This is a genomic window from Pantoea ananatis LMG 2665, assembly GCF_000710035.2.
GTDB classification, from domain to species: domain Bacteria; phylum Pseudomonadota; class Gammaproteobacteria; order Enterobacterales; family Enterobacteriaceae; genus Pantoea; species Pantoea ananatis.
This window is the reverse complement of record NZ_JMJJ01000005.1, coordinates 447,358-471,806: the sequence shown is the minus strand read 5'-3', so window position 1 is coordinate 471,806 and position 24,449 is coordinate 447,358. Positions and strand designations below refer to the sequence as shown.

The 24,449-nt window shown below is 53.9% G+C and carries 21 protein-coding genes, 3 tRNA genes and 1 pseudogene; 14 read left to right on the top strand and 11 right to left on the bottom strand.

Annotation, left to right across the window (positions count from 1 at the left end):
- Positions 1 to 7 precede the first annotated feature (7 nt).
- Complete coding sequence (rhaS, locus tag EL29_RS10155; RefSeq protein ID WP_014594038.1) at positions 8 to 829, bottom strand: HTH-type transcriptional activator RhaS; 822 nt, start codon at positions 827 to 829, stop codon at positions 8 to 10.
- A 288-nt stretch (positions 830 to 1,117) separates the two neighbouring features.
- Between rhaS and rhaB the strand changes: the two genes are divergently transcribed.
- From rhaB to proR, 6 genes are all read left to right on the top strand, one after another.
- Positions 1,118 to 2,599: a rhamnulokinase gene (rhaB, locus tag EL29_RS10150; RefSeq protein WP_028715307.1), complete on the top strand. Its 1,482-nt coding sequence runs from the start codon at positions 1,118 to 1,120 to the stop codon at positions 2,597 to 2,599.
- Positions 2,583 to 3,839, top strand: coding sequence for an L-rhamnose isomerase (locus EL29_RS10145; protein WP_024471870.1), 1,257 nt, complete (start codon positions 2,583 to 2,585; stop codon positions 3,837 to 3,839). Before rhaB ends, EL29_RS10145 begins: the two co-directional genes overlap by 17 nt.
- Positions 3,840 to 3,849: 10 nt before the next feature.
- Positions 3,850 to 4,692 (top strand): rhamnulose-1-phosphate aldolase, encoded by an 843-nt coding sequence (rhaD, locus tag EL29_RS10140; protein ID WP_028715306.1) that lies wholly within the window; start codon positions 3,850 to 3,852, stop codon positions 4,690 to 4,692.
- Positions 4,682 to 4,996 (top strand): L-rhamnose mutarotase, encoded by a 315-nt coding sequence (rhaM, locus tag EL29_RS10135; RefSeq protein ID WP_024471869.1) that lies wholly within the window; start codon positions 4,682 to 4,684, stop codon positions 4,994 to 4,996. The genes rhaD and rhaM overlap by 11 nt, the downstream gene beginning before the upstream one ends.
- 284 nt (positions 4,997 to 5,280) lie before the next feature.
- Positions 5,281 to 5,607 carry a type II toxin-antitoxin system RelE/ParE family toxin gene (locus EL29_RS10130; protein WP_028715305.1) on the top strand — a complete coding sequence of 109 codons (327 nt, stop codon included), beginning with the start codon at positions 5,281 to 5,283 and terminating at the stop codon, positions 5,605 to 5,607.
- 31 nt (positions 5,608 to 5,638) lie between these two features.
- On the top strand, positions 5,639 to 5,941 hold the full coding sequence (proR, locus tag EL29_RS10125) for a transcriptional regulator ProR (protein ID WP_028715304.1): 303 nt from the start codon (positions 5,639 to 5,641) through the stop codon (positions 5,939 to 5,941).
- Between the two features lie 521 nt (positions 5,942 to 6,462).
- Here proR and EL29_RS10120 read toward each other — a convergent pair.
- Positions 6,463 to 6,538, bottom strand: a tRNA-Asn gene (locus EL29_RS10120).
- Between the two features lie 320 nt (positions 6,539 to 6,858).
- Here EL29_RS10120 and EL29_RS10115 point away from each other — a divergent pair.
- Positions 6,859 to 7,980, top strand: a complete 1,122-nt coding sequence (locus tag EL29_RS10115; protein ID WP_028715303.1) for a Gfo/Idh/MocA family protein — start codon at positions 6,859 to 6,861, stop codon at positions 7,978 to 7,980.
- Positions 7,981 to 8,059: 79 nt separating this feature from the next.
- On the opposite strand, the gene EL29_RS10110 is transcribed toward EL29_RS10115, so the two are convergent.
- The 4 genes from EL29_RS10110 to EL29_RS10095 all read right to left on the bottom strand — a co-directional run bounded on the left by EL29_RS10110 (position 8,060) and on the right by EL29_RS10095 (position 11,795).
- On the bottom strand, positions 8,060 to 8,887 hold the full coding sequence (locus EL29_RS10110) for a glycosyltransferase family 8 protein (RefSeq protein WP_015699982.1): 828 nt from the start codon (positions 8,885 to 8,887) through the stop codon (positions 8,060 to 8,062).
- A gap of 1 nt (position 8,888) precedes the next feature.
- On the bottom strand, positions 8,889 to 10,286 hold the full coding sequence (locus EL29_RS10105; RefSeq protein WP_013026309.1) for a D-arabinono-1,4-lactone oxidase: 1,398 nt from the start codon (positions 10,284 to 10,286) through the stop codon (positions 8,889 to 8,891).
- Between the two features lie 73 nt (positions 10,287 to 10,359).
- The gene (locus EL29_RS10100; RefSeq protein ID WP_013026308.1) at positions 10,360 to 10,998 is read right to left on the bottom strand and encodes a TetR/AcrR family transcriptional regulator; all 639 of its coding nucleotides are present in this window, start codon (positions 10,996 to 10,998) and stop codon (positions 10,360 to 10,362) included.
- 170 nt (positions 10,999 to 11,168) lie between these two features.
- Positions 11,169 to 11,795, bottom strand: coding sequence for a LysE family translocator (locus tag EL29_RS10095; RefSeq protein WP_014594030.1), 627 nt, complete (start codon positions 11,793 to 11,795; stop codon positions 11,169 to 11,171).
- Positions 11,796 to 12,076: 281 nt separating this feature from the next.
- Between EL29_RS10095 and EL29_RS10090 the strand changes: the two genes are divergently transcribed.
- Positions 12,077 to 12,547 carry an Lrp/AsnC family transcriptional regulator gene (locus EL29_RS10090; protein WP_028715302.1) on the top strand — a complete coding sequence of 157 codons (471 nt, stop codon included), beginning with the start codon at positions 12,077 to 12,079 and terminating at the stop codon, positions 12,545 to 12,547.
- Between the two features lie 368 nt (positions 12,548 to 12,915).
- Here EL29_RS10090 and EL29_RS10085 read toward each other — a convergent pair whose 3' ends face one another.
- Both EL29_RS10085 and EL29_RS10080 read right to left on the bottom strand, forming a co-directional pair.
- Positions 12,916 to 13,101 (bottom strand): helix-turn-helix domain-containing protein, encoded by a 186-nt coding sequence (locus EL29_RS10085; RefSeq protein WP_013026304.1) that lies wholly within the window; start codon positions 13,099 to 13,101, stop codon positions 12,916 to 12,918.
- A 422-nt stretch (positions 13,102 to 13,523) separates the two neighbouring features.
- Positions 13,524 to 13,599: transfer RNA gene (locus EL29_RS10080), tRNA-Asn, on the bottom strand.
- A 290-nt stretch (positions 13,600 to 13,889) separates the two neighbouring features.
- Between EL29_RS10080 and EL29_RS10075 the strand changes: the two genes are divergently transcribed.
- Together EL29_RS10075 and EL29_RS10070 are read left to right on the top strand one after the other, a co-directional pair.
- Positions 13,890 to 15,689: a DNA/RNA non-specific endonuclease gene (locus tag EL29_RS10075; protein ID WP_028715301.1), complete on the top strand. Its 1,800-nt coding sequence runs from the start codon at positions 13,890 to 13,892 to the stop codon at positions 15,687 to 15,689.
- Between the two features lie 31 nt (positions 15,690 to 15,720).
- Positions 15,721 to 15,903, top strand: a pseudogene (locus EL29_RS10070) (2Fe-2S iron-sulfur cluster-binding protein); the annotation flags it as partial.
- Between the two features lie 309 nt (positions 15,904 to 16,212).
- On the opposite strand, the gene EL29_RS10065 reads toward EL29_RS10070, so the two are convergent.
- Complete coding sequence (locus EL29_RS10065) at positions 16,213 to 17,757, bottom strand: methyl-accepting chemotaxis protein (protein WP_028715299.1); 1,545 nt, start codon at positions 17,755 to 17,757, stop codon at positions 16,213 to 16,215.
- Positions 17,758 to 18,555: 798 nt separating this feature from the next.
- Positions 18,556 to 18,631: transfer RNA gene (locus EL29_RS10060), tRNA-Asn, on the bottom strand.
- A 503-nt stretch (positions 18,632 to 19,134) separates the two neighbouring features.
- Here EL29_RS10060 and EL29_RS10055 point away from each other — a divergent pair.
- Genes EL29_RS10055 through EL29_RS10045 form a run of 3 tightly spaced genes read left to right on the top strand, consistent with a single transcriptional unit; the run spans position 19,135 to position 22,622 of the window.
- The gene (locus EL29_RS10055) at positions 19,135 to 20,058 is read left to right on the top strand and encodes a sugar ABC transporter substrate-binding protein (protein ID WP_013026300.1); all 924 of its coding nucleotides are present in this window, start codon (positions 19,135 to 19,137) and stop codon (positions 20,056 to 20,058) included.
- A 30-nt stretch (positions 20,059 to 20,088) separates the two neighbouring features.
- Positions 20,089 to 21,573, top strand: a complete 1,485-nt coding sequence (locus EL29_RS10050; protein WP_013026299.1) for a sugar ABC transporter ATP-binding protein — start codon at positions 20,089 to 20,091, stop codon at positions 21,571 to 21,573.
- A gap of 23 nt (positions 21,574 to 21,596) precedes the next feature.
- On the top strand, positions 21,597 to 22,622 hold the full coding sequence (locus EL29_RS10045) for an ABC transporter permease (RefSeq protein WP_028715298.1): 1,026 nt from the start codon (positions 21,597 to 21,599) through the stop codon (positions 22,620 to 22,622).
- Positions 22,623 to 22,990: 368 nt separating this feature from the next.
- Here EL29_RS10045 and EL29_RS23310 read toward each other — a convergent pair whose 3' ends face one another.
- Positions 22,991 to 23,113 carry a hypothetical protein gene (locus EL29_RS23310; protein WP_275100920.1) on the bottom strand — a complete coding sequence of 41 codons (123 nt, stop codon included), beginning with the start codon at positions 23,111 to 23,113 and terminating at the stop codon, positions 22,991 to 22,993.
- Between the two features lie 281 nt (positions 23,114 to 23,394).
- Between EL29_RS23310 and nac the strand changes: the two genes are divergently transcribed.
- The gene (gene nac, locus EL29_RS10040; protein WP_013026297.1) at positions 23,395 to 24,312 is read left to right on the top strand and encodes a nitrogen assimilation transcriptional regulator NAC; all 918 of its coding nucleotides are present in this window, start codon (positions 23,395 to 23,397) and stop codon (positions 24,310 to 24,312) included.
- Positions 24,313 to 24,449: the final 137 nt, after the last annotated feature.

Here is a 24,449-nt window from a genome sequence, read left to right as displayed (position 1 = left end):
GCTCCAGTTACCACATCTGTTGACGCTCCATGCGGGGCGCGTAGCCAAATTCACGCCGGAACAGCGTGGAGAAGTGGTTGCTGTCACCAAACCCACACTGATAGGCGATGTCCGTTATACGCATATCGCTGTGGCGAAGCAGATGACGCGCCTGCAATAACCGCAGCCGATTCAAATAACGCTGTGGCGTACTGCCTGTCTGCTGCTTCATCTGGCGGTGCAGCGTACGCAGCGACAGTGAAAAGCTGTCGGCCAGCGCCTCCCATACGATCTCTTCACTGTAATGCTCATTCAGCCAGTCAAGCAATCGGTGCAGTCTGGCTTCCTGGTCCTGCGCGTTGTCATTGCGAGCGGCCTCACGTAGCAACACCAGCATTTGCAGAAAGAGTTGCTCCTGATGTGCCTGACGTTCGAGTGACCACAGAGGTTGCTGCTTCATCTGTGTCACCAACTGCAAAGCGTGCCCCATCACTTTTTGATTAATGCGCCAGTGCGACGCGTACCGGCCGTCCTCTTCACGCGGCAATAGTGCCTGCAGCCCGGAAAGAAAGCGGAACGCCCCCGGGCTTCGGTACAGCACATTGGTCAGGCAAAGGTTGTCGGTTTTTTCATACAGATGGCGATCGTGGTCGCGTACAAAGCACACGCAACCGGCACTCAACGCCTGCGGCTGACCATTAAACACATGAATACCTGATCCCTGTTCAACCAGCACAATTTCATGGAAATCATGGTGATGCTCTGGAAAAGCCTGCTGTGGCACGCGTGGCTCGATGGCAATGGCGTAATTTCCGGCGGGAAAGAAATCCGCGCTATGCAGAACGGTCATGGCTTGCTCTCCGTTAACAATGTTGCAACTGAGTCTACGCAGGCGCTGCGGACATCACCTTGAATTTTGAACGGGGCGGCGCAAGAAAATGGCGAATTATTTAAGATCGCCTAAGTGATTGATAGAAATGCGGCAAAGCTCACAACTCTATCGTCACGCGGTTCTGTGAGCTGTCTCACGAACACCTTTGCAAACCTGCCAGCGAAGATCCTCTGCTGGCACTGCGCCTAAGGTGGCAGGCCTGCAGGCTTTTTATTCTGTAGCCATGTCATTTCAGGAAAACATGCCATGAATATGCGTAACATCGTTGCCATTGATTTAGGCGCATCCAGCGGGCGCGTGATGCTTGCGCAGTGGACGTCGGACAACCAGCAAATCGCTCTGCGTGAAGTCCGTCGTTTCGCGAATCAGCGGGTTCAGCGCAGCGGCTATGACTGCTGGGATCTGGATCGTCTGGAGCAGGACATTCGCGCCGGACTGCAGCAACTGGATGATGAAGGCATCGTGCCGGACAGCATGGGTATTGATACCTGGGGCGTTGATTTGGTACTGCTGGACGCAGACGGACATCGCGTTGGCGAAGCCGTGAGCTACCGTGACAAACGCACCGAGGGCCTGATGGCCCGGGCGATTGACGATCTCGGCCAGCAGGCGATATACCAGCGCACCGGCATTCAGTTTCTGCCATTTAACACCCTATATCAGCTGCGCGCGCTACATCTGCAGCAGCCGGACTGGCAGGCGAGGGTGAAATATGCGCTGATGATTCCAGACTATCTGCACTATCGCCTCACCGGCAAAATGAACTGGGAATACACCAACGCCACCACCACGCAGTTACTGAATATTCAAAGTGGTGAGTGGGATCGTGACTTGCTGGACTGGGCTGGCGTCGACTCCGCCTGGTTCGGCACACCGCATGCACCGGGCAATAACGTGGGTTACTGGGCCAGCGCCAGCGGCAAGCGGATCCCGGTGATTGCCGTAGCCACGCACGATACGGCCAGCGCGGTGCTGGCCACGCCACTGATGCACGACGATGCAGCCTATCTCAGTTCAGGTACCTGGTCGCTAATGGGGATTGAAAGTCTCCAACCCTATGTGAATGCGACTGCTTTACAGGCCAACATAACCAATGAAGGCGGCGCGGAAGGTTACCGGGTGCTGAAAAACATTATGGGGCTATGGCTTTTACAGCGCGTCTGTAGCGAACTGAACATCCGCGACTTGCCCCTGCTTATTGCGGATGCCGCAAAGCAGCCAGCCTGCCGCTCGCTCATTGATCCTAACCACCCTCGCTTTATTAACCCAGACAACATGGTGCAGGCAATCCAACATGCCTGTGCTGAACAGGCGATGCCGATACCGCACACTGCGGCCGCACTGGCACGCACCCTCTTTGACAGTCTGGCGCTCTTATATCGCCAGACAATGCTGGAACTCGGCCAGCTACGCGGCACACCGCTACGGCAGCTGCATATCGTGGGCGGCGGCAGCCAGAATCCTTTACTCAACCAGCTGTGTGCCGATGCCTGTCAACTGCCGGTGATTGCCGGTCCGGTAGAAGCCTCCACGCTGGGAAATGTGGGTTGCCAGCTCATCGCGCTAGGTGAACTGCGTGACGTCGCGGATTTGCGCCGCTGCATCAGCCGTAATTTCCCGTCAGACATCTTTGAACCGCTCGACAACAGCGCGTTTGCGGCCCATCAGGCGCGCTTCACCGCGCTGCTCCAACCTGCTAAGGAACTTGCATATGACAAAGCTGATTGAACAGGCCTTTGACCTGGCGAAACAACGTTATGCTGAGAATGGCGTTGATGTGGACCTTGTGATGGCGCAACTGGATGAGATCCCGGTCTCGATGCACTGTTGGCAGGGTGATGACGTGCGCGGTTTTGAAAATCCCAACGGGCAACTCACCGGCGGTATTCAGGCCACCGGCAACTATCCGGGACGGGCACGCAACGCCGACGAATTGCGCGCCGACATTGAAAAAGCCATATCGCTAATCCCGGGCGCAATGCGCCTTAATCTGCACGCGATCTATCTTGAAAGCAGCCAACCCGTTGAGCGCGATGCCATCGAGCCGAAACACTTCAGCAACTGGGTAGCGTGGGCAAAAAGCAACAGGCTGGGGCTGGATTTCAATCCCACCTGCTTTTCACATGCAAAGAGTGCCGATGGCTTTACGCTGTCGCACGCCGATTCAGGTATTCGCCAGTTTTGGATCGACCACTGTAAAGCCAGTCGCCATATTTCGGCTTACTTTGGTGAACAGCTCGGTACGCCTTCCGTGATGAACATTTGGGTGCCGGATGGCATGAAAGATCTCACCATCGACCGCTTTGCGCCGCGCCAGCGCCTTGCCAGCGCGCTTGACGCGATCATCAGTGAGCAACTCAACCCGCAACACCATATTGATGCTGTGGAAAGCAAACTATTCGGGATTGGTGCGGAAAGCTACACCGTGGGTTCCAACGAATTCTGCCTTGGCTACGCCAGCAGCCGGCAGATTGCGTTGACGCTGGACGCCGGGCATTTCCACCCGACTGAAGTGATCTCCGACAAAATCTCTACCGCGATGCTGTACGTGCCGCGCCTGCTGCTGCATGTGAGCCGTCCGGTGCGTTGGGACAGCGATCATGTGGTGCTGCTCGATGATGAAACCCAGGCGATTGCCCATGAGATCGCCCGCCAGAAACTCTTCGACAAGGTGCATATCGGTCTCGACTTTTTTGATGCCTCAATCAACCGCATTGCCGCCTGGGTCATTGGTACGCGTAACGCCAAAAAAGCGTTGCTGCGGGCGCTGCTGGAGCCCAGCGATCGGCTGCGTAGGCTGGAGAGTGAAGGGGATTTCACTGCACGGTTGGCCCTGCTGGAAGAGCAAAAGTCGCTGCCGTGGCAGGCGGTGTGGGAAGCATGGTGCCTGCGCCATGACGTTCCTGCCGATGCCAGCTGGCTGAGCGACGTCCGTCATTACGAACAACATACTTTGCGTCAACGTTAAGGGATAAACCATGCAAAACATTCTGACATCCTGGTTCGTGCAGGGGATGGTAAAAGCCACCAGCGATATGTGGTTGAAAGGCTGGGATGAGCGTAACGGCGGTAACGTTAGCCTGCGCCTGCTTCCCGAAGAAGTGCAGGACTTCGCCAGCGACTTTTATGCCGAACCGCGCTGCATTGAACTGAGTAAACCGGCACCGGCGTTAGCTAACGACTGGTTTTTAGTGACCGGGTCTGGCAAGTTTTTTCGTAACGTACAGCTCGACCCGGCAGACAGTCTGGTGCTGCTGCAGGTGGATGACCAGGGGTTGTCGTATAAAATTCACTGGGGATTAAGCAACGGTGGGCTGCCGACCTCTGAACTGGCGGCGCATTTCCAGTCGCACAGCGTACGTAAGCAGGTGACTCAGGGAAGCGATCGGGTGATTATGCACTGCCATGCTACCCACTTTATGGCGCTGAGCTATGTTGTAAATCTGGATTCGGCACGCTTTACGCGCCTGTTGTGGGAAGGCAGCACAGAGTGTCTGGTGGTGTTCCCGGACGGGGTGGGCATTTTGCCATGGATGGTGCCGGGCACTGACGGTATCGGCCAGGCTACGGCTGATGAGATGGAGATCCACAGCCTGGTCATGTGGCCCTTCCACGGCATCTTTGGCGCGGGTCCTAATCTTGATGAGACCTTTGGCCTGATCGACACCGCTGAAAAATCATCGGAGGTTGTCGTAAAAGCCCTATCTATGGGCGGTATTCGTCAGAGCATCACCACCGCGCAGCTGATCGCGCTGGGTGAACGCTTTAACGTTAAACCCTGGCAGGCAGCACTGGATGCGGAGCGCAGCGATGTTACGTAAAGCTTTTGTCATGCAGGTGCATGCTCACTGCCACGATGAATACCTGCGTCGCCATTCACCCATCTGGCCGGAACTCGAACAGACGCTAAAAGCGCATGGTGCCCATCACTATGCTATCTGGCTGGATGCCGATCGTGACCTGCTGTTCGCCAGCGTTGAGATTGAATCAGAAGCCCGCTGGCTCGCGGTGGCGCAAACCGAGGTGTGCCAGCGCTGGTGGGCATCGATGAAAGATTTAATGCCGTCTAATGCGGATAACAGTCCGATAAGTGCAGAGCTCAAACCGATGTTTTTTCTGCCTTAGGGAGCTGATGGACAGAACGACACAATCCCGAACCGCGCATAACCAAACCCGCTAGCCATAGCGCGGCAGGCCGAATGGCAAAAAACATAAAGCCCGCTCGGGTTTCCCTGAGCGGGTTTATAGATACAGATCGTAAAACGCTAAATGTCCTCGTAGCCATTCACTGAAACAACCGAATGCGCCTTCAGCTTTGCAGCAATACCGTATGAACCCCTCATTCCTTCGCGCCATACTTCTCTTTATCGCTTTACACCTATATAGCATTTAACCTATATCCCGGGGTTGTGTGGCCGATTAAAACAACGGATACGTTTGACTGCTGGTTTACCTCGCTTAGCGATATCGACAGGGCTGACGTGCTTGCAGCATTGTTGGTCCTGCGGGAGAAGGGGCCGGGTTTGTCCAGACCTTATGCCGATACGCTCAAAGGCTCCCGCTATAGCAACATGAAAGAACAACGTATCCAGAGCCGGGACGATCCTTTACGGGCATTTTTTGCCTTTGACCCGGCCCGAACCGGCATTGTGCTTTGTGCTGGAAATAAGGTCGGCAATGAAAAACGTTTTTACGACGCGATGCTCCCGGTTGCTGACCGGGAATTTACGCACTGACTTAACGCATTAAAAAATAAGGAGTAACGCGATGGGCAGAACGCTGGAACAGCTTATTGCGGATGAAAAAAATGACGTCGTGGATGAAGCTCAGGCGATGGCGACGGACATCCTGCTCAATATTCACCTTGCCGAACTGCGTGAGAAAGTACAAAAAACGCAGGTAGAAATGGCGCAGGCGCTGGGCATCAAACAACCTACCGTTGCAGGAATGGAAAAACCGGGGCGCGACCTGAAGCTGTCCACGCTCAAACGCTATGTTGAAGCGACCGGTGGCAAGCTTCGCCTTGATGTTGAACTGCCGGATGGTTCTCACTACGGTTTTGTGTTTTAACCCGCAGGGCCGTTCAACGTAGCCAGCCGATCGTTTCTTAGGGTTTTGCACGATGCCTGCGCGACGGCCTCAACGCATTTACCGTTCGCGCGGCGACGCTTTCAGCCAGGTGTTGCTGCGCGAGACAGCTGTTCTTTGTCAGTCGTTAACGGATAAACTCGCGCTGCTGGCGGGCATCGGAAACAAAGTAAAACCTGCGGACGGGCACCCGCACGATATAGGGTTCTTTTCGGATGAAGCGATAGTTGAATACCAAAGACGTGAATCGCCTGAATCAACAAGCAGAGACGGACCATAAGAATCGGTCAGTTCAGGGGGTTTGCAAGACGTGATAATACGGATTTTCAGGGCTGACAGGGTGCAGGTTTGTCATGCCATTATCGAACTGAAATAAAAGGAATCGTACAACTCAATTCGCCGGACGCGCAGGGTAGGTCAATACGCGTCGGGGAACATTTTCACGCTAACTTACGGCAACCTGGCTGAGCAGGTACGTATCAGTAGGCCTGAAAACAGGAAGATGGCTCCTCTGACTGGACTCGAACCAGTGACATACGGATTAACAGTCCGCCGTTCTACCGACTGAACTACAGAGGAATCGTTTGAACGGGGCGCATATTATCGACGTCCCGCAAGCTTGTCAAAGCTCTTTTTCACAAAACTGTCTAATTGCTGAAATACTCGCCAACTCCCGCGTTTTAACCGTTTCGCTTAGCGTACTGACGCAATCGAATAGCTGTAATTTTGCACCTTTTATTCAGTAAACAGAATCTCCGTTTCATTTTTATAAAGCTTTGCACGACATTCCCTCACGAATGTTCTTTATGTTCGTCACATTTATTTCATTTTTAATTTGAAATACTCCTAAATGGAATTTAAATTTCATTTAATCCTTTCTCTGTCAGCCCGGAGTTAAAATGAACAAAGTCAGAATCGGCATGATCGGTAGCGGCTATATCGGTCGTTGCCACGCGATTGCCTATGCCCAGGCACCCGCGGTGTTTGCGTTAAAAGGAGAGATCGTGCATGAAATGCTGGCAGAGGTTAATCCCGAACTGGCCGCAAAGCAGGCTGCCACCTTTGGTTTTTCACGCTCTACGGGCAACTGGCGCGAGCTGGTGAGCGACCCGAATATTGATGTTGTGGACATCTGCGCGCCCAATTTCCTGCATAAAGAGATGGCGCTGGCCGCCATTGCTAACGGCAAACACGTGTATTCCGAGAAGCCGTTATCCCTGACGGTGGCCGATGCGCGGGAAATGGTTGAAGCGGCCAATAGAGCAGGGATTAAAACCCTGGTGGGCTTCAACTATATGAAGAATCCGACCAGTCAGCTGGCAAAAGAGATCATCGCGCGCGGTGAAATTGGCGAGGTGGTGCACTTTTACGGCACGCACAACGAAGACTATCTGGCGAAACCGGAAACGCCACTCGACTGGCACTGTCAGAAAGCGCTGGCCGGGTTAGGTGCGCTGGGCGATCTGGCGGCGCACATCGTCAATATGGCGCACTACCTGGTGGGCAATATTGCGGAAGTCAGTGGGGACATGATGACGGTGATTGCCACCCGTCCTGACCCAAAGGATCTCAGCCGTCAGTTACCGGTTGAAAATGAAGATCAGGCCAGCGCCTTGCTGCGCTTTCACAACGGTGCGCACGGTGTGATTGAAACCTCGCGTATCGCCTGTGGGGCTAAAATGGGGTTGACCTATGTCGTGACCGGCACCAAAGGTACTCTGCGTTACACTCAGGAGCGCATGGCCGAGCTGGAACTGTATATCCATGATGAACCGACGGGGCGGCAGGGCTTTAAAACCCTGCTGACCGGCCCTGCGCATCCGGACTATGCTAACTTCTGCGTCTCTGCAGGTCATGGTATTGGCTTTAACGATCAGAAAACGGTAGAAATTCGCGATCTCATTAATGGCATTGCCGCTGGCGACCCTATGTGGCCTGATTTTGCAGAAGGATTGCAGGTGCAGAAGGTGCTTGAGGCCATCGCGCTGTCGGCGGCAGAAAGGCGCTGGATGGCGGTATAGCCTTTTAGTGACATTATACAAAACCAGTCCATGATCCGGATGTGGCCCCGGGCTTAGTGCCGGGGCCGGTTGATGCTGATCAGGCTGAGACTTTATCCCACCACAGTTTATCCATCGCATAATAGCGATCACGCTGACTAACAGGCTGAGACAAATCGCGCTGCCACGGCTTATCCAGAATGTAATGCAGGTTCTTCACCTCTTCACATTCCCACAGCTTATCGTGCTGGAAACGCAGCGTTTTTAGGGCATTGTAGACATAGGAGAGCGGCAGCCACTGGCCTTTAAAAGCCTCGTTCAGCAAATCCTGCTCTGAAAAGGCGTACTGGCTCAGGTCCTCTATAGCGGCAATGCGCGCTTCAAGTTTTTCAAAAACGGCGTTATCAGGCTCCAGCACCAGAAAGCCGCCGTTGAGGTAATAATCCACATGTGCGGGCGGCGACTCCTCACGTTCCTGCCAGGTGTAGTGGCAGAACTCGGGCTGCCAGCTGTCGGGATAGGCCTCGATCTGATTCGGATTGCAGCGGCAGGCGTGGCAGGCGGCCAGCGCATGGTCACCCAGATCCAGCGAGAACAGCTCATCCATGTTCTGAAGTACCAGCATATCGGCATCCAGAAAGACCACCCGCTGATAATCGGTCAACTGCCAGGCGCGCAGTTTGGTCCAGACTTCACCAAAACGTTCAGATGCATACTGCGGGTTCAAATCGCTGTGCGGATAAAGCCCCTCCACACGTTGGATTACGCAGCCTTCCTCTTCCAGGATCGCGCAGTCTTGCTCATCAATGGCAGCGGTTGCCATCACGACCAGGGGCCAACGCGTTTGACTTTGAGTGAGTGAACGGTGCAGCGCTTTTACGCCGACCAGATAATCCGGTTGCGTCAGTAAGGTTACCCAGGCAAACATATCATCCCTTATCGAATTGATTAAACAGTGCAGCGGTGTAGTCGTTGCTCAGACGGCCTTGCGGATCGAACTGCTCACGCAGAGCACGGAAGGACGCCCAGTGCGGGTAGAGATCCTGCCAGCGGTACAGCGAGGCGTCGTAATACTTGCCCCAGTGAGGGCGACCGCCTTCTTCTGCCAGAAGCTTCTCCACCTCACTTAAAAAGTGCAGGCCCGCTTCTGAAAGGGAGCCGTCGTCGGCGTAATACACCACAAAGCCAAAGAAGCAGGTGGGCTGGTCAAAGGCCGGGCTGAGCCATGCCGATGACGCACCTGTACAACGCAGGATGATGGGATAGTGCATATGCGGGCGATTGTCGGCGTACCAGCGTTTAATCTTGCTGATGACTGCTGGCGTTTTTTCCAGCGGTACGCCAATTTCGACGTTGATCTGCGGCACGGCGATACCGCGACAGAACAGCTGATAGATGTCGCCTGTCACATCGGTAAAATCCCGAAAGCGCGTTACGGTACGGAACTGTTTGCCGCCCTTGCCGTGAATTTGGGTGTCGCGATGCATGTGTTCCAGCGTCTGATCGATCGTGTCGTTGAGGCTGTCGTCGCCTTCATCGGCGTGTTCCACCACCTCACGATCGTTCTGCGCATAATGGTGGCTCTCCTCCTCGCTGGCCTGATGTGCATTCCAGACGTGGATAAAATTGTCATCCACAAACCACCAGGCTTTGCTGAGTTCGTATTCATCATTCCAGCGCAGCAAATCACTTTCCAGGCTGTCCGCCGACACCGCATTTTTATGGCAGGTGAAAATACGAAACGGCTGCGTGCGCAGGGTCACTTCGGTCACAATACCCAGCACGCCCAGCGACACCAGTGCGGCAGGAAAATCTGCATCGCCACGTGACAGCTCACGGACCGAGCCGTCGCTCAGCACCATGCGAATGTGCTCAGCCTCATCGGCAATGGAACTCTGGTGCAGGCCCTGACCGTGAGTGCCGGTAGCCATCGCGCCAGCCAGCGTCTGAACCGAAATCACGCCGGGTGAGGAGGCGAGCATACGATCCATTTCCGTTAAGGTACTGTAGATTTGTTCCAGCGGGGTCGCGCCGGCGAACGTGACGCTGTGTGCATCACTGCGGATCAGGCCGGACAGTGCACTCAGATCCAGCAGCAAATCATCGGGGTGCACGGCCAGCATTCTGCCTGGGGAGTAGGTTTTACCGGTTACGCGCACTTTGCCGCTTGACTCACGCAGTAACTGCCGGAGTGCGGCCTCGTCAGCAGGGCGTTTAACCTGCTGCTGCGTACCAATCTGCGCGTTTTGCGCCCAGTTCCAGACTGCATCATCTTGTGGATCAAGGTGGGTCTGGCGAAGCGGATAAAGGTTGGCGTCTTTGCTCAAACTGCTTTCCTTACTTAAGTGATATTAAGAATACCCCTTAAGCATAGACTATCGCTTTCAACGCCCTGTGAGCCTACTGATGCCGACAGATATAACGCAGCGTGGCCGTCACCGCTAACTGGCGATTGCGGCTGATAATATCCTCTTCACTTTTGTCCGGACTGAACAGCGTATTAAACGTGAACCGGTTAGAAACCTGATGTACGCAGATACTACTGATAAGGCGATGTACATCCAGCGTGTCCAGCGGCTGAATAAACAGCCCCTGCTGCTGACCGCGCGTCAGGATGTCATCCAGCAGATCCAGCGCGCTGCGGTTAAGCTGGCTCAGCCGCACGGATTGTGAGATGTAGCGTCCGCGAGAGAGGTTCTCCATGCAGATCAGCCGAATAAAATCAGGATGCGAAACGTGATAATCGAAGCTGGCCTCAACCAGTTTCGTAATGGCCTGTCCGGGTTCCATTGCCGCCAGATTCAGGCCGGTTTCATGTTCCCTGATCTGCTGATAAACCTGCTCCAGCACATCAATATAGAGCTGCTCTTTATTGCCAAAGTGATAGACCACCATGCGTTTCGTCGTCTGAGCACTCTCGGCGATCTGCTCCAGCCGGGCGCCCTGCATGCCGAACTCAGCAAAGATTTTGAGTGCGCCAGCCAGAATGCGTTTTTTAAGCCCTTCAGGATCGTTTTTGCGTTTTGTCGTGTCCGTCATAGTGCTCAGTGGGTTGCCAGGTAACGAGAAGGTAAGGGGGCGATATTACCACAGCGTAACCATGCGGGTGGGGATACAGCAGTAAAATCCCCTTTAAGCAGGATGAATCAGCCTGTTCTGAAGCCCCGTTATCCACAAGGCAGCCGTCACCTACCTGTTATTTCGCCGAGTTACAGCGTTTTAACAATCATACCCATGGCGGCCAGCAGCATCATCACGCCCACGACCCGGTACATGATCCGCAGCGAGCGCGGGCGGGTCAGAAACACGCGGACTTTCACCGCCGCCAAAATAAACATCGCGCCCACGGCCAGTAATACGGCAGCGGTAACGGGAACCAGTACGGCGCCCCAGAATTTCAGTGAAATTGCCTCCAGGGAAATAACGAGCGGCAGTATTGCCAGATAAAAGGCAATCGTTTTGGGGTTGCCCAGCGTAATACTCAGCCCCGACAGCCAGGCGGAGACCAGTTGCTGACGGGTAACCTTCTGGTCAATGCTGATAGCACGGGGTTGATAAGACCAGAACTGCCAGGCCAGATAGCCCAAATAAAGCGCCGCCGCCCAGTTAATCAACGTAAAGAGCGCGGTATAGGTCTTGGCCACAATGCCCAGACCAAATACGGCCAGGGTTAAATAAAACACATCGCCCATTATCACGCCGATAAGCGCAGCAAAGCCTGCCAGTGAACCCCCATTGATGCTACGCGCAACGATCGTCGTCATCCCAGGGCCCGGAATCGCGGCGGCCAGTCCCAGCGCCAAAATATAAGGCAGTAATTCAGTATGAAGCGACATGATGTTTCCTTCATTCAATAGGGATAAGAACGTTGTTTACAGGCGTGATTGCGTTAACAGAGCGTGCATTCTGGAAAGAATGCGATGCCGCTTGCTCATCCCGCTTCTGAGCATAAGAACCTGCTCTGTGCCGTTTAATGCCATTCCTCTGCTGCGCAATACAGCCTGATTAAAGTATGCCTGAGCTGGGCAGAAATACGTTGTCTGAATCTCGCTTCTGTGCCGTAATTATGGCAATAATTTGCCTGTAAAATAGGTTAAACAGAAAGGATACGACTGATATGCCGCTTGATAAGACAGAGGTGAAAATTTTAAGCATCTTGCAGGATAATGCCCGGATGACCAATCAGGAGCTTGCCGATAAGATCGGTATGTCTGCCTCGCCCTGCTGGCGCAAAGTCCGCAAACTGGAAGAGCAGGGCGTGATCAAGGGCTATCGGGCAGTGCTGGACCGTAAGAAAACCGGCTCGGGCGTTATGGTTTTTATTCGGGTGGTCATTGACTGCCACAGCGAAGCTGAAGCGGAAAAGTTTGAGCAGCAGGTGACCGCGCTAGAGGATGTTGTGGCCTGCTACAGCATTGGGGGCGACGCCGACTTTCTCTTACAGGTGGTAGCGAGCGATCTTGACTCGTACGCGGAGTTCGCCATGTCGGTGGTACGCAGGCTGCCGCGCATTAAAGAGATGCAAAGTATGTTTGTTTTGAAAGAGATTAAACCGCTGACATCTTTCCCCGTTAAAAATCTGGGTTGAAACGCCTGACTCATCTCTGGCCGAGGATAATATATTGGGTCACGATGGTCGTGTCGTTGACGTTCTTTTTCATCCGGCTCGCAGGCGGGACGAGCAAACCGATGCCGCAATTTCACGTAATTTTACCTGCATATTTCGCTTTTGTATTTGTAAACGGCTGGTTAACTATGGCTGCCAGTAATAAGTAATGCTACTAGGTATGGGAGAGGAGTGTGCTTACTCATCCCTGTCTGTTTGCTGCCTGAAACCACAGGAAAAGGCAGGTAAAAGTGAATTATGGCAGTGCGTTAAGTTTATCATCTCTTCGCTTTTTGTGTCTTACGGGTCTGCTTTTTTGCCAGTTACCCGCACAGGCAGACGATCCTCTATTAATCAATCCGGCTAACCTCACGCTGCAGCCTCCGGTAATCAATATGTTTAACGGTATGCCCGTGCAGTCCGGTCAGGCTGGCGACGTGCTTAACCGGAAGCAGCCGAACGAGGGATTCAACCCACGCTGACAGGGTGGCTGTGTATCGCTGGCGCTCAGGCAGCCAGTCGATTTTTTCGGTCATAATGCCGCATGATGAGCAGCGCAGACGGCGGACGGGAACATCAAGCCAGACCTTCCGGTCAGGCAGTTCACGCTATCTGACGCGTCGCAGGGAAGTGTCGTGAATATGGGGAGTACTGCGGTTACACCCGCGGCAACATGGCGCCCGGGAAGCCGCGGACTGAAGACGGATGAGCAATGTGTCGTGGGAAATTTCAGTGTATGAAGAGACACTGAATCCTTCATAACAACGGCGGCTTTGAAGGTTCAGGGTGTGTTTTGGCAAATACAAACCTAAACGTTCTGGCTGCCATTTTCTATTGGTTCACGCTAACCTGCGATGAACCGAAAAAAAGCCCGGTACAACATACCGGGCTGCGCAATGTGCTAACGAGAGCAAACAAAAAGCCCGCTCAGGTTTCCCTGAGCGGGCTTCTTTTAATCTGGCTCCTCTGACTGGACTCGAACCAGTGACATACGGATTAACAGTCCGCCGTTCTACCGACTGAACTACAGAGGAATCGTGCTACAGGGCGCATAGTAATGGAGTCGGCATGCTGAGTCAAAGCGGTTTTACCCGCTTTCGGATCGTTTGCTGAATGATTCAGCAGCCTGGTTGTTTCATCCACAGTTTACCGCATGGCAGGGCCGTTCAAATTGTCAGGAAAGGCCAGTTTAAGACGCCGAAACAGTCTTATAGAGATCATGTTTTCTGCAGGTTAGCCACTGTGTCGCAGCGCCGCAATGTGCCGCCTGTTCCGTGATAAACGGCTATGGTTAAAGAGAGCAAACCCAACCATGGAGATGCGAATGAACGAGCAACTGAAAGCGCAGATAGCCTCAAGGCTGGAGATTACGGCCGGGCAAAGGCAGCAGACGCGCACTGCGCTCAGCCAGGGCCAGCAGGCGGAAACGGACTCACGACGAGCGCAGCGCTATGCGTTTCAACAGCGGGCCCGCCAGAGCGTCATTATGGGCGCTAACGACTTGCTGCCGGTGTCATTTTTACAGCAGGGGTTACGCGCAGCCCGCGCCGTCGCGCTGGTCAGAGAAGATGGCATACCTAAGGGAAGTGGATTTCTGACCTATGGCAACCTCTTCGTCACGAATCATCACGTGCTGCCTGAAGCCGCCATTTCGGGGCGCATCACGCTGCAGTTCGGTTATCGCCAGGGCGAATCCGGCGAAATTCTTCCAGGACGTCTCTATGCGGTGGATGCTGAGAGCTTCTGGCTTTCCAGCCCAACGGAGGCGTTCGACTGTACGTTAATAGCGCTTGGCGAGGCGCTTACCGACAGCGGTGAGCAACCGCTGCCGCTGGCACTTAACGATCGTAATGATAAACATGCGCTGGGCATCAGCCTCAATCTCATCCATCATCCGGGTGGTGCGCCACAGCAAATCACGCTGCGCAACAATGCCCTGTTAGCACGTCACGAACAGTTTCTGCACTATGAGGCCGACAGTGAAGGCGGCTCGTCAGGTGCACCGGTCTTCAACGACGGCTGGCAGCTGGTGGCCCTTCATCATGGCGCCACAGAAGACAGCGGAAAATGGGTTAACGAAGGCATTCGCATGAGTGCGCTCACCGACTGGCTGAAGGGCGAGTTGCCAGCGCTGTCCCCGCATGGGCAGGCAATCCTGATGCAGGCGCTCACGGCCGATAATGCACCGCTACTGCCTGAGTCCAGTGCCGCCGCGCCAGATGAAAACTACGCTAATCGCGACGGTTTTCAGACAGACTTTCTGGCGGACAATCCTGTCGATCTGGCACAGATTATCGCGCCGCGTGCAGGGGAAGTCGCCCCTCTGCGTGACGGGCGCAACGGCGCTGATGCCAGGCTGAATTACGAGCACTTTTCTCTGCTGATGAATGCCGAACGACGGCTGGCTTTTTTTACCGCCACCAATATCGATGGGGCACGCTATATCAACATTGACCGCGGCAGTGGGCAACCTTCGCTGTTGCCCGAAGGTGACCGCTGGTATGAAGACAGCCGCATCGACAGCCGCTATGTTACTGGTCAGTCGTTTTATAGCGCGTTCAGTCGCTGGTTCGATCGCGGTCATCTCACCCGCCGCAGCGATCCCACCTGGGGCACGGCGGCCGAGGCGGTGCGCGCCAATAAAGACACGTTCCACTTCACTAATTGTTCCCCGCAGCATTTTCGCTTTAACCAGAGCGTGCAGTATTGGCAAGGGGTTGAGCGCTATATCCTGGAATACGGCGTGTTAAAAACCAAACAGCAAATTAGTGTACTGACCGGCCCGGTACTGAACGATCAACATCGGCAGTACGGGGATTTGCAGGTCCCGCTGCTGTTCTGGAAGGTCGTTCTGCGCATCGGTCCACAGGGCACGCCGCAGGCCACCGCACTGCTGGTCAGTCAGGATAAGCTGCTGGATGAGCCTCGCCGCGTATTGCCGCTTTTACAACCGGAAGCGGTGCCGCAGGTGGATGAATATCGCGTGGCGGTTCGTTCACTGGAAACCCTGACCGGGCTTGATTTCAGCGCATTTCGCGACTGGGACAGCTGGCAGCCCGATCCCAGCCTGCTGGCCGAGCCTGTGCAGGCAAAGCTGATTATGACGTGGCCGGAGCTATTGTAAACGCGAAGAAAACGTCACTGGCTGACGCCTCAAGCTGGGGCTGCATATTCCCAAGGCGTGCGGTATGGGGATCTGCGGCACCTGCAAGGTGAAATGCCTGGAAGGGGAAGTGGAGATGAACCACAACGGCGGCATCACCGATGAGGACGTGGAAGAGGGCTATATTTTGTCGTGCTGTAGCATTCCCAAAGGCAATATTGTCGTCGAGTTTTAAACCCATGCAGACGAAGGCTTGCGGGGAGCATCCTCTTTTTTCCGACGTTGAGGCGTCAGTGAACAGCGAACCTCATCGAGATTCGCTGTGTAATGCCATTGTAAAAAACAGGCGGGAGCGCGTGAAAGGGGGGCTACTCCGGGTGTGGCGATTGTTGTCATACGTGCGCAACAACGGCAGCAATGCCAGCCTAAACCCTGTGATTTTCTGTGCTGTGGATCAGGGCTTTATTCCTGTGCCGTCACCCGTTGAACCGGGATGCGCTACGAAAACAGAAAATATGCTTCACCATGAACCCACAACCCGTTTTCAGACATGAAACGCCGCTACCATACCGCGCAGCGCCTGCGCCTGTTCAGACAGCGAACGCGAGGCTGAAGACGACTCCTCGACCAGCGCCGCATTGTTCTGCGTCACGCCGTCCATCTGACTCACCGCCACGTTGACCTGTGAAATCCCCTGCATCTGCTCGGAGGACGCCAGAGAGAGGGAGTCCATGGCCTCCGCCAGCTCGCCGACCATCCCGACAATTTTGATGATGCTCTGCCCGGTCGAGGAGGCCACGGCAACGCCACTTTCCACTTGCTCAACGGCCTGTTCAATCAGGACTTTGATATCGCGGGCCGCCGTGGCGCTACGCTGCGCCAGCGTCCGCACCTCACCGGCCACCACGGCAAAACCGCGGCCTTCCTCGCCGGCGCGCGCCGCCTCCACCGCGGCGTTCAGGGCCAGGATGTTGGTCTGAAACGCGATGCTTTCAATGACCGAGGTAATGTCCCGGACTTTAGCGGCACTGACGGAAATATCCTGCATTGTGCCAGACATCCGCTGCACGTCGGCCTCACCCGAACGGGCCAGGCGGGCCGTATCGCGGGCCGATTCAGCGGTTTGCTGCGCGCCAGCGGTGTTGCTCTTCACCGTGGCGGTCAGCTGCTCCATGCTGGCAGCGGTTTCCTGCAGGGCGGCCGCCTGCTGCTCGGTTCGTGACGACAGCTCGGTGTTGCCCTGGGCGATTTCGTCGGCCGCCAGCGCCACGGAAGTGGAAGCATCCTTTATCTGCGATACCAGGCCGCGCAGCCTGGCCTGCATGCTGTCCAGTGAGGCGAGCAGGCTGCTGGTGTCGTTGCGACGCAGCAGCACGGTGGAGGTGAGGTCCCCGGAAGCGATGGTCGCGGCCAGCGCCTGAGCCTGTGCAGGTTCACCGCCCAGTTGGCGCATCAGCTTCCTGCTGATGACGAGACAAATCAGGGCGCCGGAAATGACGGTTGCAATGATGAGAACAATAAAGGTTTTGATAACGCGGCTGGCGGATGCGTTACTTTCCACGGCGGTGTTTTCAGCAAAGGCACGCTGCATGTCCGTGAGTTCGTTGAGACTGGAGATAAGGATTTGCTGAGGGGGACGAACAACGTTGGTCAGATAATCTGCGAGGCCATTCAGTTGTCTCTGCCTGCCCATGTTTGCCGCCGTCGCGAGTGTCGTGAGCGCGGCCTGTTCATTCTGCTGTACTTTCCTGAGTAGACCAATTTCCTGCTGGTTGTGGTCGCGTTCGATCATGGATGCAAGCTCAGTGCGTTTCTGGGTATAAACCCCTTTCTGAGTTTCAAAGCGCCCCCACTCATTCTCAATTGCTTTTTGATCAGAGAAGAGCGCCATGTTTCTCACCTCAACAAGCATGTTTCTCAGCGCCGTACCTGCATCATTAGACAAAGTCACTTTTTTAAGGTTGGTGTTGACGATCTCATCAATATTCTGACGCGTCTCAAGCAGATTGCTGATTGCAACCGCTGAACTGATGACGAAAAGCAGTATCAAAAAAGCAAAGCCAGCAGACAGTCGTGTCGATACCTTCATCATTCTCTCCGGTTATGGTGTTGTCGTACCCATGTTGTTTTCGGCAAAGAACGAGTGAACCTAAGTGTCCTTTTCAGAAACCGCAGAACGACGCTTTTTTAAGACGGAGGGGATATCGGTAGGGGCTGACGCCATAAAAGCCATTATTTTTATATCAACACATGACTCAAGACTTCTGTTGCCTGTAAACATACCTGACCACGCCAGCGCTATGGGCAGCGCTTCCTTGCCCAATGCTGTCGCGGACAGCGCCACGCTTCACAAACAGAAAGCCTTGGCCGTGTAGACGTTAGCCAAACCGGGCGCAGAACAGCGCGGAAGAACCTAGCTTTCAACAGGATACCTCCTGTTACTGCGCCAGCCTGCAGGTCGGAATCTGAACCGACTTTTCCAGTTCTGTGCGGTTATGCGGGATTGACCTTCTTTTTCAGCCATTTACGCATAGCGTCGCGCGGATGGCAGACGGAGTCAGTGACGGGCACCTGATGCAATGCGGGATTCTTTTTGGTCGAGGCGCTATCGGAGAGGACAGCGGCGTGAACCGTTCGGATGGACAAGCAGAGAAAGACGCTGTGAATCAGTCAGTATAAAAGGCAATTACAAGGGGGGATGCTGGGGCTTTTCACGTACGGCTGGGGAACAGATTTATGACGCTATTATCGAGCGGGAATGATGCCAATCAGACTTGCTGTTTTGCCGAATGCGCAGGTTAGCCCCACTACGCATCGGAAAAACTTCTCACGCAGACGTAATAAAACCGGATTGAAAGGCTTTAAAGCATGCCTGAAAACAAGAATTTGGCTCCTCTGACTGGACTCGAACCAGTGACATACGGATTAACAGTCCGCCGTTCTACCGACTGAACTACAGAGGAATTGTCAGAACGGGGCGAATAGTAGCGGCGCCGGTTAGGGATGTCAAAGCCCTCTTTCATGGTTTGCGTTTAAGTGCTCGTAAAAGCAGCGCATTGGTGAATATCAGACACATTCGCTTGCTTTTCAAACTGCTAACAGGATCTCACTTTAACGCCATTTCTCAGTAGATGTTAGACGCATGTCAAAGTTTTGTTATTTGACGATATCAAAACGCTTGTTTCAGTGCTTTTATGATAAAAATTTCAAAAAAGAAATATATGGAATAAACAAACTGCTTGGCGCCTGAAAGTGGGATGGACGTACCAGCGTCAGGACAATACCGTCAGCATGTTAAGTAAAATCATGCGGATAAGAAAAGCAGTGGTGATTTTAGCAAAAGCATCAACGTAGTCGTCTTACCTCAAATTTTCCATAAAAACGCCGGCGAGGCAGTGTGAATGTAAAAGATATTTTTCATTCGAAACGTAAATCGCTAGCAAGTTAACAAATAAGAAGGGTCCCTATGAACATCAAAAAAACGATTGTTGCCTCACTGTTAGCCTGCATGTTGCCCGCCGCTGCGATGGCGAAAGATATTTCCGTGGGTGTTTCTATGGCGGTGTTTGATGACAACTTTCTGACGATTGTGCGTAACGCTGTACAAAATGAGATGAAAAAAGATGGCGTCAAAGGCCAGATCGAAGATGCCAAAGGCGATGTGGCCCAGCAGCTCCAGCAGGTACAGAACTTTATTGGACAGGGCGTTGACGCCATCATTGTTAACCCCGTCGACACTGACGCCGTAAAACCCATTATCGATCAGGCGTCCAAGGCCGGTGTGGCGTTGGTATTTGTTAACCGTAAACCCCAGGCCCAGCTAGGCGACAAAATGGCGTTTGTGGGCTCTGACTCTGAACTGGCGGGCCGTCTGCAGATGGAAGCTCTGGCGAAGGCGATGAACGGCAAGGGCAACGTTGCCATTTTATTAGGTGATCTGGCTAACGAATCGACCCGCGAACGCACCAAAGGCGTGGAAGCCGTAGTGGCGAAATACCCGAATATTAAAGTGGTGCAAAAGCAGACGGCGAAATTCAGCCGCAACGATGCGGTAGATGTCGTGAGCAACTGGATGACCGCTGGCGATGATATCAATGCCATCGCGTCAAACAATGATGAAATGGCGATTGGTGCCATTCAGGCATTAGGCAAGAACGATAAACACATTCTGGTGGCAGGCGTGGATGGCACACCGGATGCGTTGCAGATGATCAAGAACGGCAAGATGGTGGCCAGCGTATTCCAGGATGCAAAAGGGCAGGGTGAAGGCGCTGTTCAGACCGCAATCAAACTGGCAAACGGTGAAAAAGTGCAGAAGATTGTTGATATCCCATTCCAGCTGATCACCAAAGACAACTACACCAAATATACCAGCATGAACCAAAAATAAACGTCTGAACCCGCAGTACGGAGGTGATGTATGACCGCTTTTGCGCTTGAAGCCGAAGGCATCAGCAAGTTCTTTCCGGGTGTGAAGGCACTGGACAATGTGTCGCTGCGCGTCCGCTCTGGAACGGTACATGCTTTGATGGGTGAAAATGGCGCGGGCAAATCCACTTTAATGAAGTGCCTGATCGGGATTTACCGTCCCGATCAGGGCACCATCAAGATTAAAGGGGAGCCAGTGCAGTTCAGGGACACCATGGATGCGTTACGTTCGGGTGTGTCAATGATCCACCAGGAGCTGAATCTGGTGCCGCACATGACCGTGGCCGAGAATATCTGGCTGGGGCGGGAGCCGATGAAATTTGGTTTTGTCGATCATGCCCGGCTAAATAAAGACACGCAGGCGCTGCTTAACCGGCTCAATATCAAACTGAAAGCCGACCGCATGGTAGGCGAACTGAGCATCGCCTCACAGCAGATGGTGGAAATCGCCAAAGCGGTGTCCTGGGATGCCGACATTGTTATTATGGATGAGCCCACCTCCGCGTTGACGGAAACCGAAGTCGCACATTTGTTTACCATCATTCGCGATCTGCGCGAACAGGGTAAAGCCATCGTTTATATCAGTCACAAAATGGATGAGATCTTTTCCATCACGGATGAGATCAGCGTGTTTCGTGACGGCAGTTGGGTGGGCAGCGACAGCACCAGTGCGTTCACGCGCCAGTCTCTGATCACTAAAATGGTCGGGCGTGAGCTGACACAGCTTTTCCCTAAATTCAACAATGCCATCGGGGAAGAGGTGCTGACCGTTCGTCATCTGAGCTGCAAAGACCGCTTCACCGACGTCAGTTTCGGTGTGCGCCGGGGAGAAATTCTCGGTGTGGCAGGCCTGGTCGGAGCCGGGCGCAGTGAAGTGATGGAAAGCCTGTTTGGCATGACGCATTTTGACAGCGGCGAAATTCTGATTGACGGCATCCCGGCGAATATTGACTCACCGTCGGTCGCCATCGAAAAGGGCATGGCATTTTTGACTGAAGATCGTAAAAAGTCAGGATTGTTTTTGGTGTTGTCGGTGCTGGAGAACATGAGCATTGTCAACATGCCGGAATACAGCGGCAAAAGCGGCTTTGTCAGCCATGTCAAAATGGCTCAGGACTGCATGGATCAAATTCGCCGTCTGAATATTAAAACCCCTACCATGGATCAAATCATCAATAACCTGAGCGGCGGCAATCAGCAGAAAGTGCTTATCGCCCGCTGGCTATTGGCTCAACCGAAAATCCTGATCCTGGATGAGCCGACGCGCGGCATTGATGTTGGGGCAAAAGCAGAAATTTATCGTTTGATTAGTGAGCTTGCCAACCGTGGCGTTGCCATCATTATGGTGTCCTCAGAGCTGCCTGAAATTCTGGGCATGAGTGACCGCATCATGGTGATGCATGGTGGGCGCATTACCGGCATCCTCGATAAAGAAGAGGCCGATCAGGAAACTATTTTGTCGTTAGCATCCGAATGAGGCGCGAAACCACGATGAGTAATATGAAAGCCACGGCCGCTCAGGCTTCTCAGCAACAACCCTCTTTCCTGGCAAGCCTGCGTCACCGGGTTCCAAAGGATACCGGCATCTTTGTGGTAATGGTGGGGATTGCCTTAATTTTTGAAATTTTTGGCTGGTATGTTCGCGATCAGTCGTTCCTGATGAACACGAACCGCCTGATTTTAATCGTATTGCAGGTCGCTATCATCGGTATCATCGCCGTCGGTGTAACCCAGGTGATCATTACGACCGGTATCGATCTCTCTTCCGGTTCGGTGATTGCGTTGACTGCGGTGGTGGCTGCCAGCCTGGCGCAAACCTCAGATACGCTGACGCCGATGTTTCCATCCCTGGTGAATATGCCTGCGGCCGTGCCGATTGCTGCCGGTATTGGCGTCGGTTTACTGTGCGGGTTGATCAATGGCGTATTGATTACCCGCACCGGCATCCCACCTTTTATTGCCACACTGGGCATGATGGTTTCTGCGCGCGGTCTGGCGCAGTATTACACCCAGGGTAACCCCATCAGTTTTCTGTCCGATGGATTCACCTCTATTGGTCAGGGTGCCATGCCGGTGGTGATTTTTCTGGTTGTGGCGCTGGTGTTTCACGTTGCGCTGAAACATACCCGTTATGGCAAATATGTTTATGCCATCGGCGGCAATATGACGTCGGCCAAAGTGTCCGGCATTAACGTCAACAAATACCTGATCATCGTTTACACCATTGCGGGTGCGCTGTCAGGCCTGGCAGGCGTAGTGCTGGCGGCACGCGTCAGCAGCGGCCAGTCAAGCATGGGCGTGGGCTACGAACTGGATGCGATTGCCGCAGCGGTGATCGGCGGCAGCAGCCTGATGGGTGGAGTGGGCCGTATTACCGGCACGCTGATTGGTGCGGTAATTCTTGGTCTGATTAAAAGCGGATTCACCTTTGTTGGGGTGGATGCCTATATCCAGGACATCATCAAAGGCATCATCATCGTCGCCGCAGTTACCATCGATATGCGACGTAATCGCGCTAAACGCTAAAATACGCTGCCGCCTTTGCGCCGTAGCGGCGTTGGCGCCAGGCGCTTATCCCAGTCACATAGTTTACTATGCTCCTGGGCCTAAGCGCCTGGCGCCGCCTTGCTACAACATAAATGCGTTTGCGTATTCGCACTTCGCTGGCTGGGGTGAACAAAAGACAGCAAAACCAAAAAGCGTTTAAACGGAATCCCGTGGGGGTTTTCTCTGGTGCCAGAGAATCGCCGCCTTGCATCAACACAAATGTGTTTGCGTGTTCGCCTTTCTGACGTTTTAAAAAAACATGAGCGTATTGAGCGTTACAGGTGGGAAGACGTTTCGAATCGATCAACCGCTCAGGCAATAAACCTGTTTCTCCTCAGCCAACAGTCTTAGACTTTTACGCAGCCACGCAGCCACGCAGCCACGCAGCCACGCAGCCACGCAGCCACGCAGCCACGCATCTCACTCTCTTTCTGCTTTTTCTCCTGCATAACCGGGCCGGACGCTGGCACGTCGATAACCTTTGCTGGCACAGGGCCGACGCTGCACGCTGGTTTGACATGTTTCGCACTATTGAGGTGCAGCTCACCCTGTGTCGCCGCCTGAATGCGGCGGTCCTCCCCGACTTACCTCTTTGGAGGTACAGAGAAATGCTGTTTATTCTGATGCTTAGCAATTATTTCCCGACATGTTTCGCGATCTGAATAAACCTGGTCTGCATATTGCAATTCATCTGTATACAGGCTGGTTGATACGGATCAGCCAGAAACCTTGACGTAGCAACGGAGGCAAGATGAATTTAAGACGGCTGAAATACTTTGTGAAAATCGTCGATATCGGTAGCCTGACGCGGGCAGCAGAAGTGCTGCATATTGCCCAGCCTGCGTTAAGCCAGCAGGTTGCTACGCTTGAAGGTGAGCTGGAGCAGCAGCTTCTGAATCGCACCAAACGCGGCGTAACACCTACGGAAGCCGGAAAATTACTCTACAGCCATGCGCGCGTTATTCTGCGACAGTGTGAGCTGGCACAGTCAGCGGTGATGAATGCCGGTGAAGTGGTGAAAGGGCAGGTTTCCATTGGACTGGCTCCCGGAACGGCCGCCTCCTCGCTGACGATGCCATTGCTGCAAACGGTACGGGAACAGTATCCGGATATCATTGTTTACCTGCATGAAAACAGCAGCAGCGCCCTGAATGAAAACATTATTAGCGGGCAGCTGGATATGGCCGTGCTGTATGACCGTGCGCCGACGGCAGGGATCAACAGTCTACCGCTGCTCAAAGAAGATCTGTATCTGGTCGGCACCACTGCCTGTCCGGGTACCAATGTGGATCTGGCTGAAGTGGCACAGATGAGCCTGTTTTTGCCACGCGATTACAGTGCCGTGCGTCAGCGCGTTGACGAGGCATTTTCACTGCGCCGCCTGAGTGCGCGTATTATTGGTGAAATAGAGTCGCTTTCCACGCTGACCGCCGCGATATCCAGCGGGATGGGCGTCACTGTATTGCCGGAATCCGCCGCCCGGGCGCTGGTGGGTTCCACCCAGGCATGGATGGCGCGTATTACCAGCCCGACGATCAGCCTGCCGTTATCGCTTAACCTTTCACATCGGTTACCTTTATCGCCCCCGGCGCAGGCCGTTAAAAATATCCTGCTGTCGCTGCTGAACAAACCGCTGACGGAAAAACGGGAACTCACCCTGGTCAGCTAGAACGCCTGTCCTGACCCACTTTCTCTGAAGCAGGGCGCGTAGATATCGCGCCGCTGCCCTTTCTGTGATTGTCCATCAGAATGCAGCTCAACGTCTCCCGCCCTGTTCTATATGCTTCAAATGCATAAATAAAACTT

What these genes read in the sequence shown, in the direction of transcription:
- rhaS (WP_014594038.1), bottom strand. Translation starts at nt 829, where the DNA reads ATGACCGTTCTGCATAGCGCGGATTTCTTTCCCGCCGGAAATTACGCC.
- rhaB (WP_028715307.1), top strand. Translation starts at nt 1,118, where the DNA reads ATGAATATGCGTAACATCGTTGCCATTGATTTAGGCGCATCCAGCGGG.
- EL29_RS10145 (WP_024471870.1), top strand. Translation starts at nt 2,583, where the DNA reads ATGACAAAGCTGATTGAACAGGCCTTTGACCTGGCGAAACAACGTTAT.
- rhaD (WP_028715306.1), top strand. Translation starts at nt 3,850, where the DNA reads ATGCAAAACATTCTGACATCCTGGTTCGTGCAGGGGATGGTAAAAGCC.
- rhaM (WP_024471869.1), top strand. Translation starts at nt 4,682, where the DNA reads ATGTTACGTAAAGCTTTTGTCATGCAGGTGCATGCTCACTGCCACGAT.
- proR (WP_028715304.1), top strand. Translation starts at nt 5,639, where the DNA reads ATGGGCAGAACGCTGGAACAGCTTATTGCGGATGAAAAAAATGACGTC.
- EL29_RS10115 (WP_028715303.1), top strand. Translation starts at nt 6,859, where the DNA reads ATGAACAAAGTCAGAATCGGCATGATCGGTAGCGGCTATATCGGTCGT.
- EL29_RS10110 (WP_015699982.1), bottom strand. Translation starts at nt 8,887, where the DNA reads ATGTTTGCCTGGGTAACCTTACTGACGCAACCGGATTATCTGGTCGGC.
- EL29_RS10100 (WP_013026308.1), bottom strand. Translation starts at nt 10,998, where the DNA reads ATGACGGACACGACAAAACGCAAAAACGATCCTGAAGGGCTTAAAAAA.
- EL29_RS10095 (WP_014594030.1), bottom strand. Translation starts at nt 11,795, where the DNA reads ATGTCGCTTCATACTGAATTACTGCCTTATATTTTGGCGCTGGGACTG.
- EL29_RS10090 (WP_028715302.1), top strand. Translation starts at nt 12,077, where the DNA reads ATGCCGCTTGATAAGACAGAGGTGAAAATTTTAAGCATCTTGCAGGAT.
- EL29_RS10085 (WP_013026304.1), bottom strand. Translation starts at nt 13,101, where the DNA reads ATGACCGAAAAAATCGACTGGCTGCCTGAGCGCCAGCGATACACAGCC.
- EL29_RS10075 (WP_028715301.1), top strand. Translation starts at nt 13,890, where the DNA reads ATGAACGAGCAACTGAAAGCGCAGATAGCCTCAAGGCTGGAGATTACG.
- EL29_RS10065 (WP_028715299.1), bottom strand. Translation starts at nt 17,757, where the DNA reads ATGAAGGTATCGACACGACTGTCTGCTGGCTTTGCTTTTTTGATACTG.
- EL29_RS10055 (WP_013026300.1), top strand. Translation starts at nt 19,135, where the DNA reads ATGAACATCAAAAAAACGATTGTTGCCTCACTGTTAGCCTGCATGTTG.
- EL29_RS10050 (WP_013026299.1), top strand. Translation starts at nt 20,089, where the DNA reads ATGACCGCTTTTGCGCTTGAAGCCGAAGGCATCAGCAAGTTCTTTCCG.
- EL29_RS10045 (WP_028715298.1), top strand. Translation starts at nt 21,597, where the DNA reads ATGAAAGCCACGGCCGCTCAGGCTTCTCAGCAACAACCCTCTTTCCTG.
- nac (WP_013026297.1), top strand. Translation starts at nt 23,395, where the DNA reads ATGAATTTAAGACGGCTGAAATACTTTGTGAAAATCGTCGATATCGGT.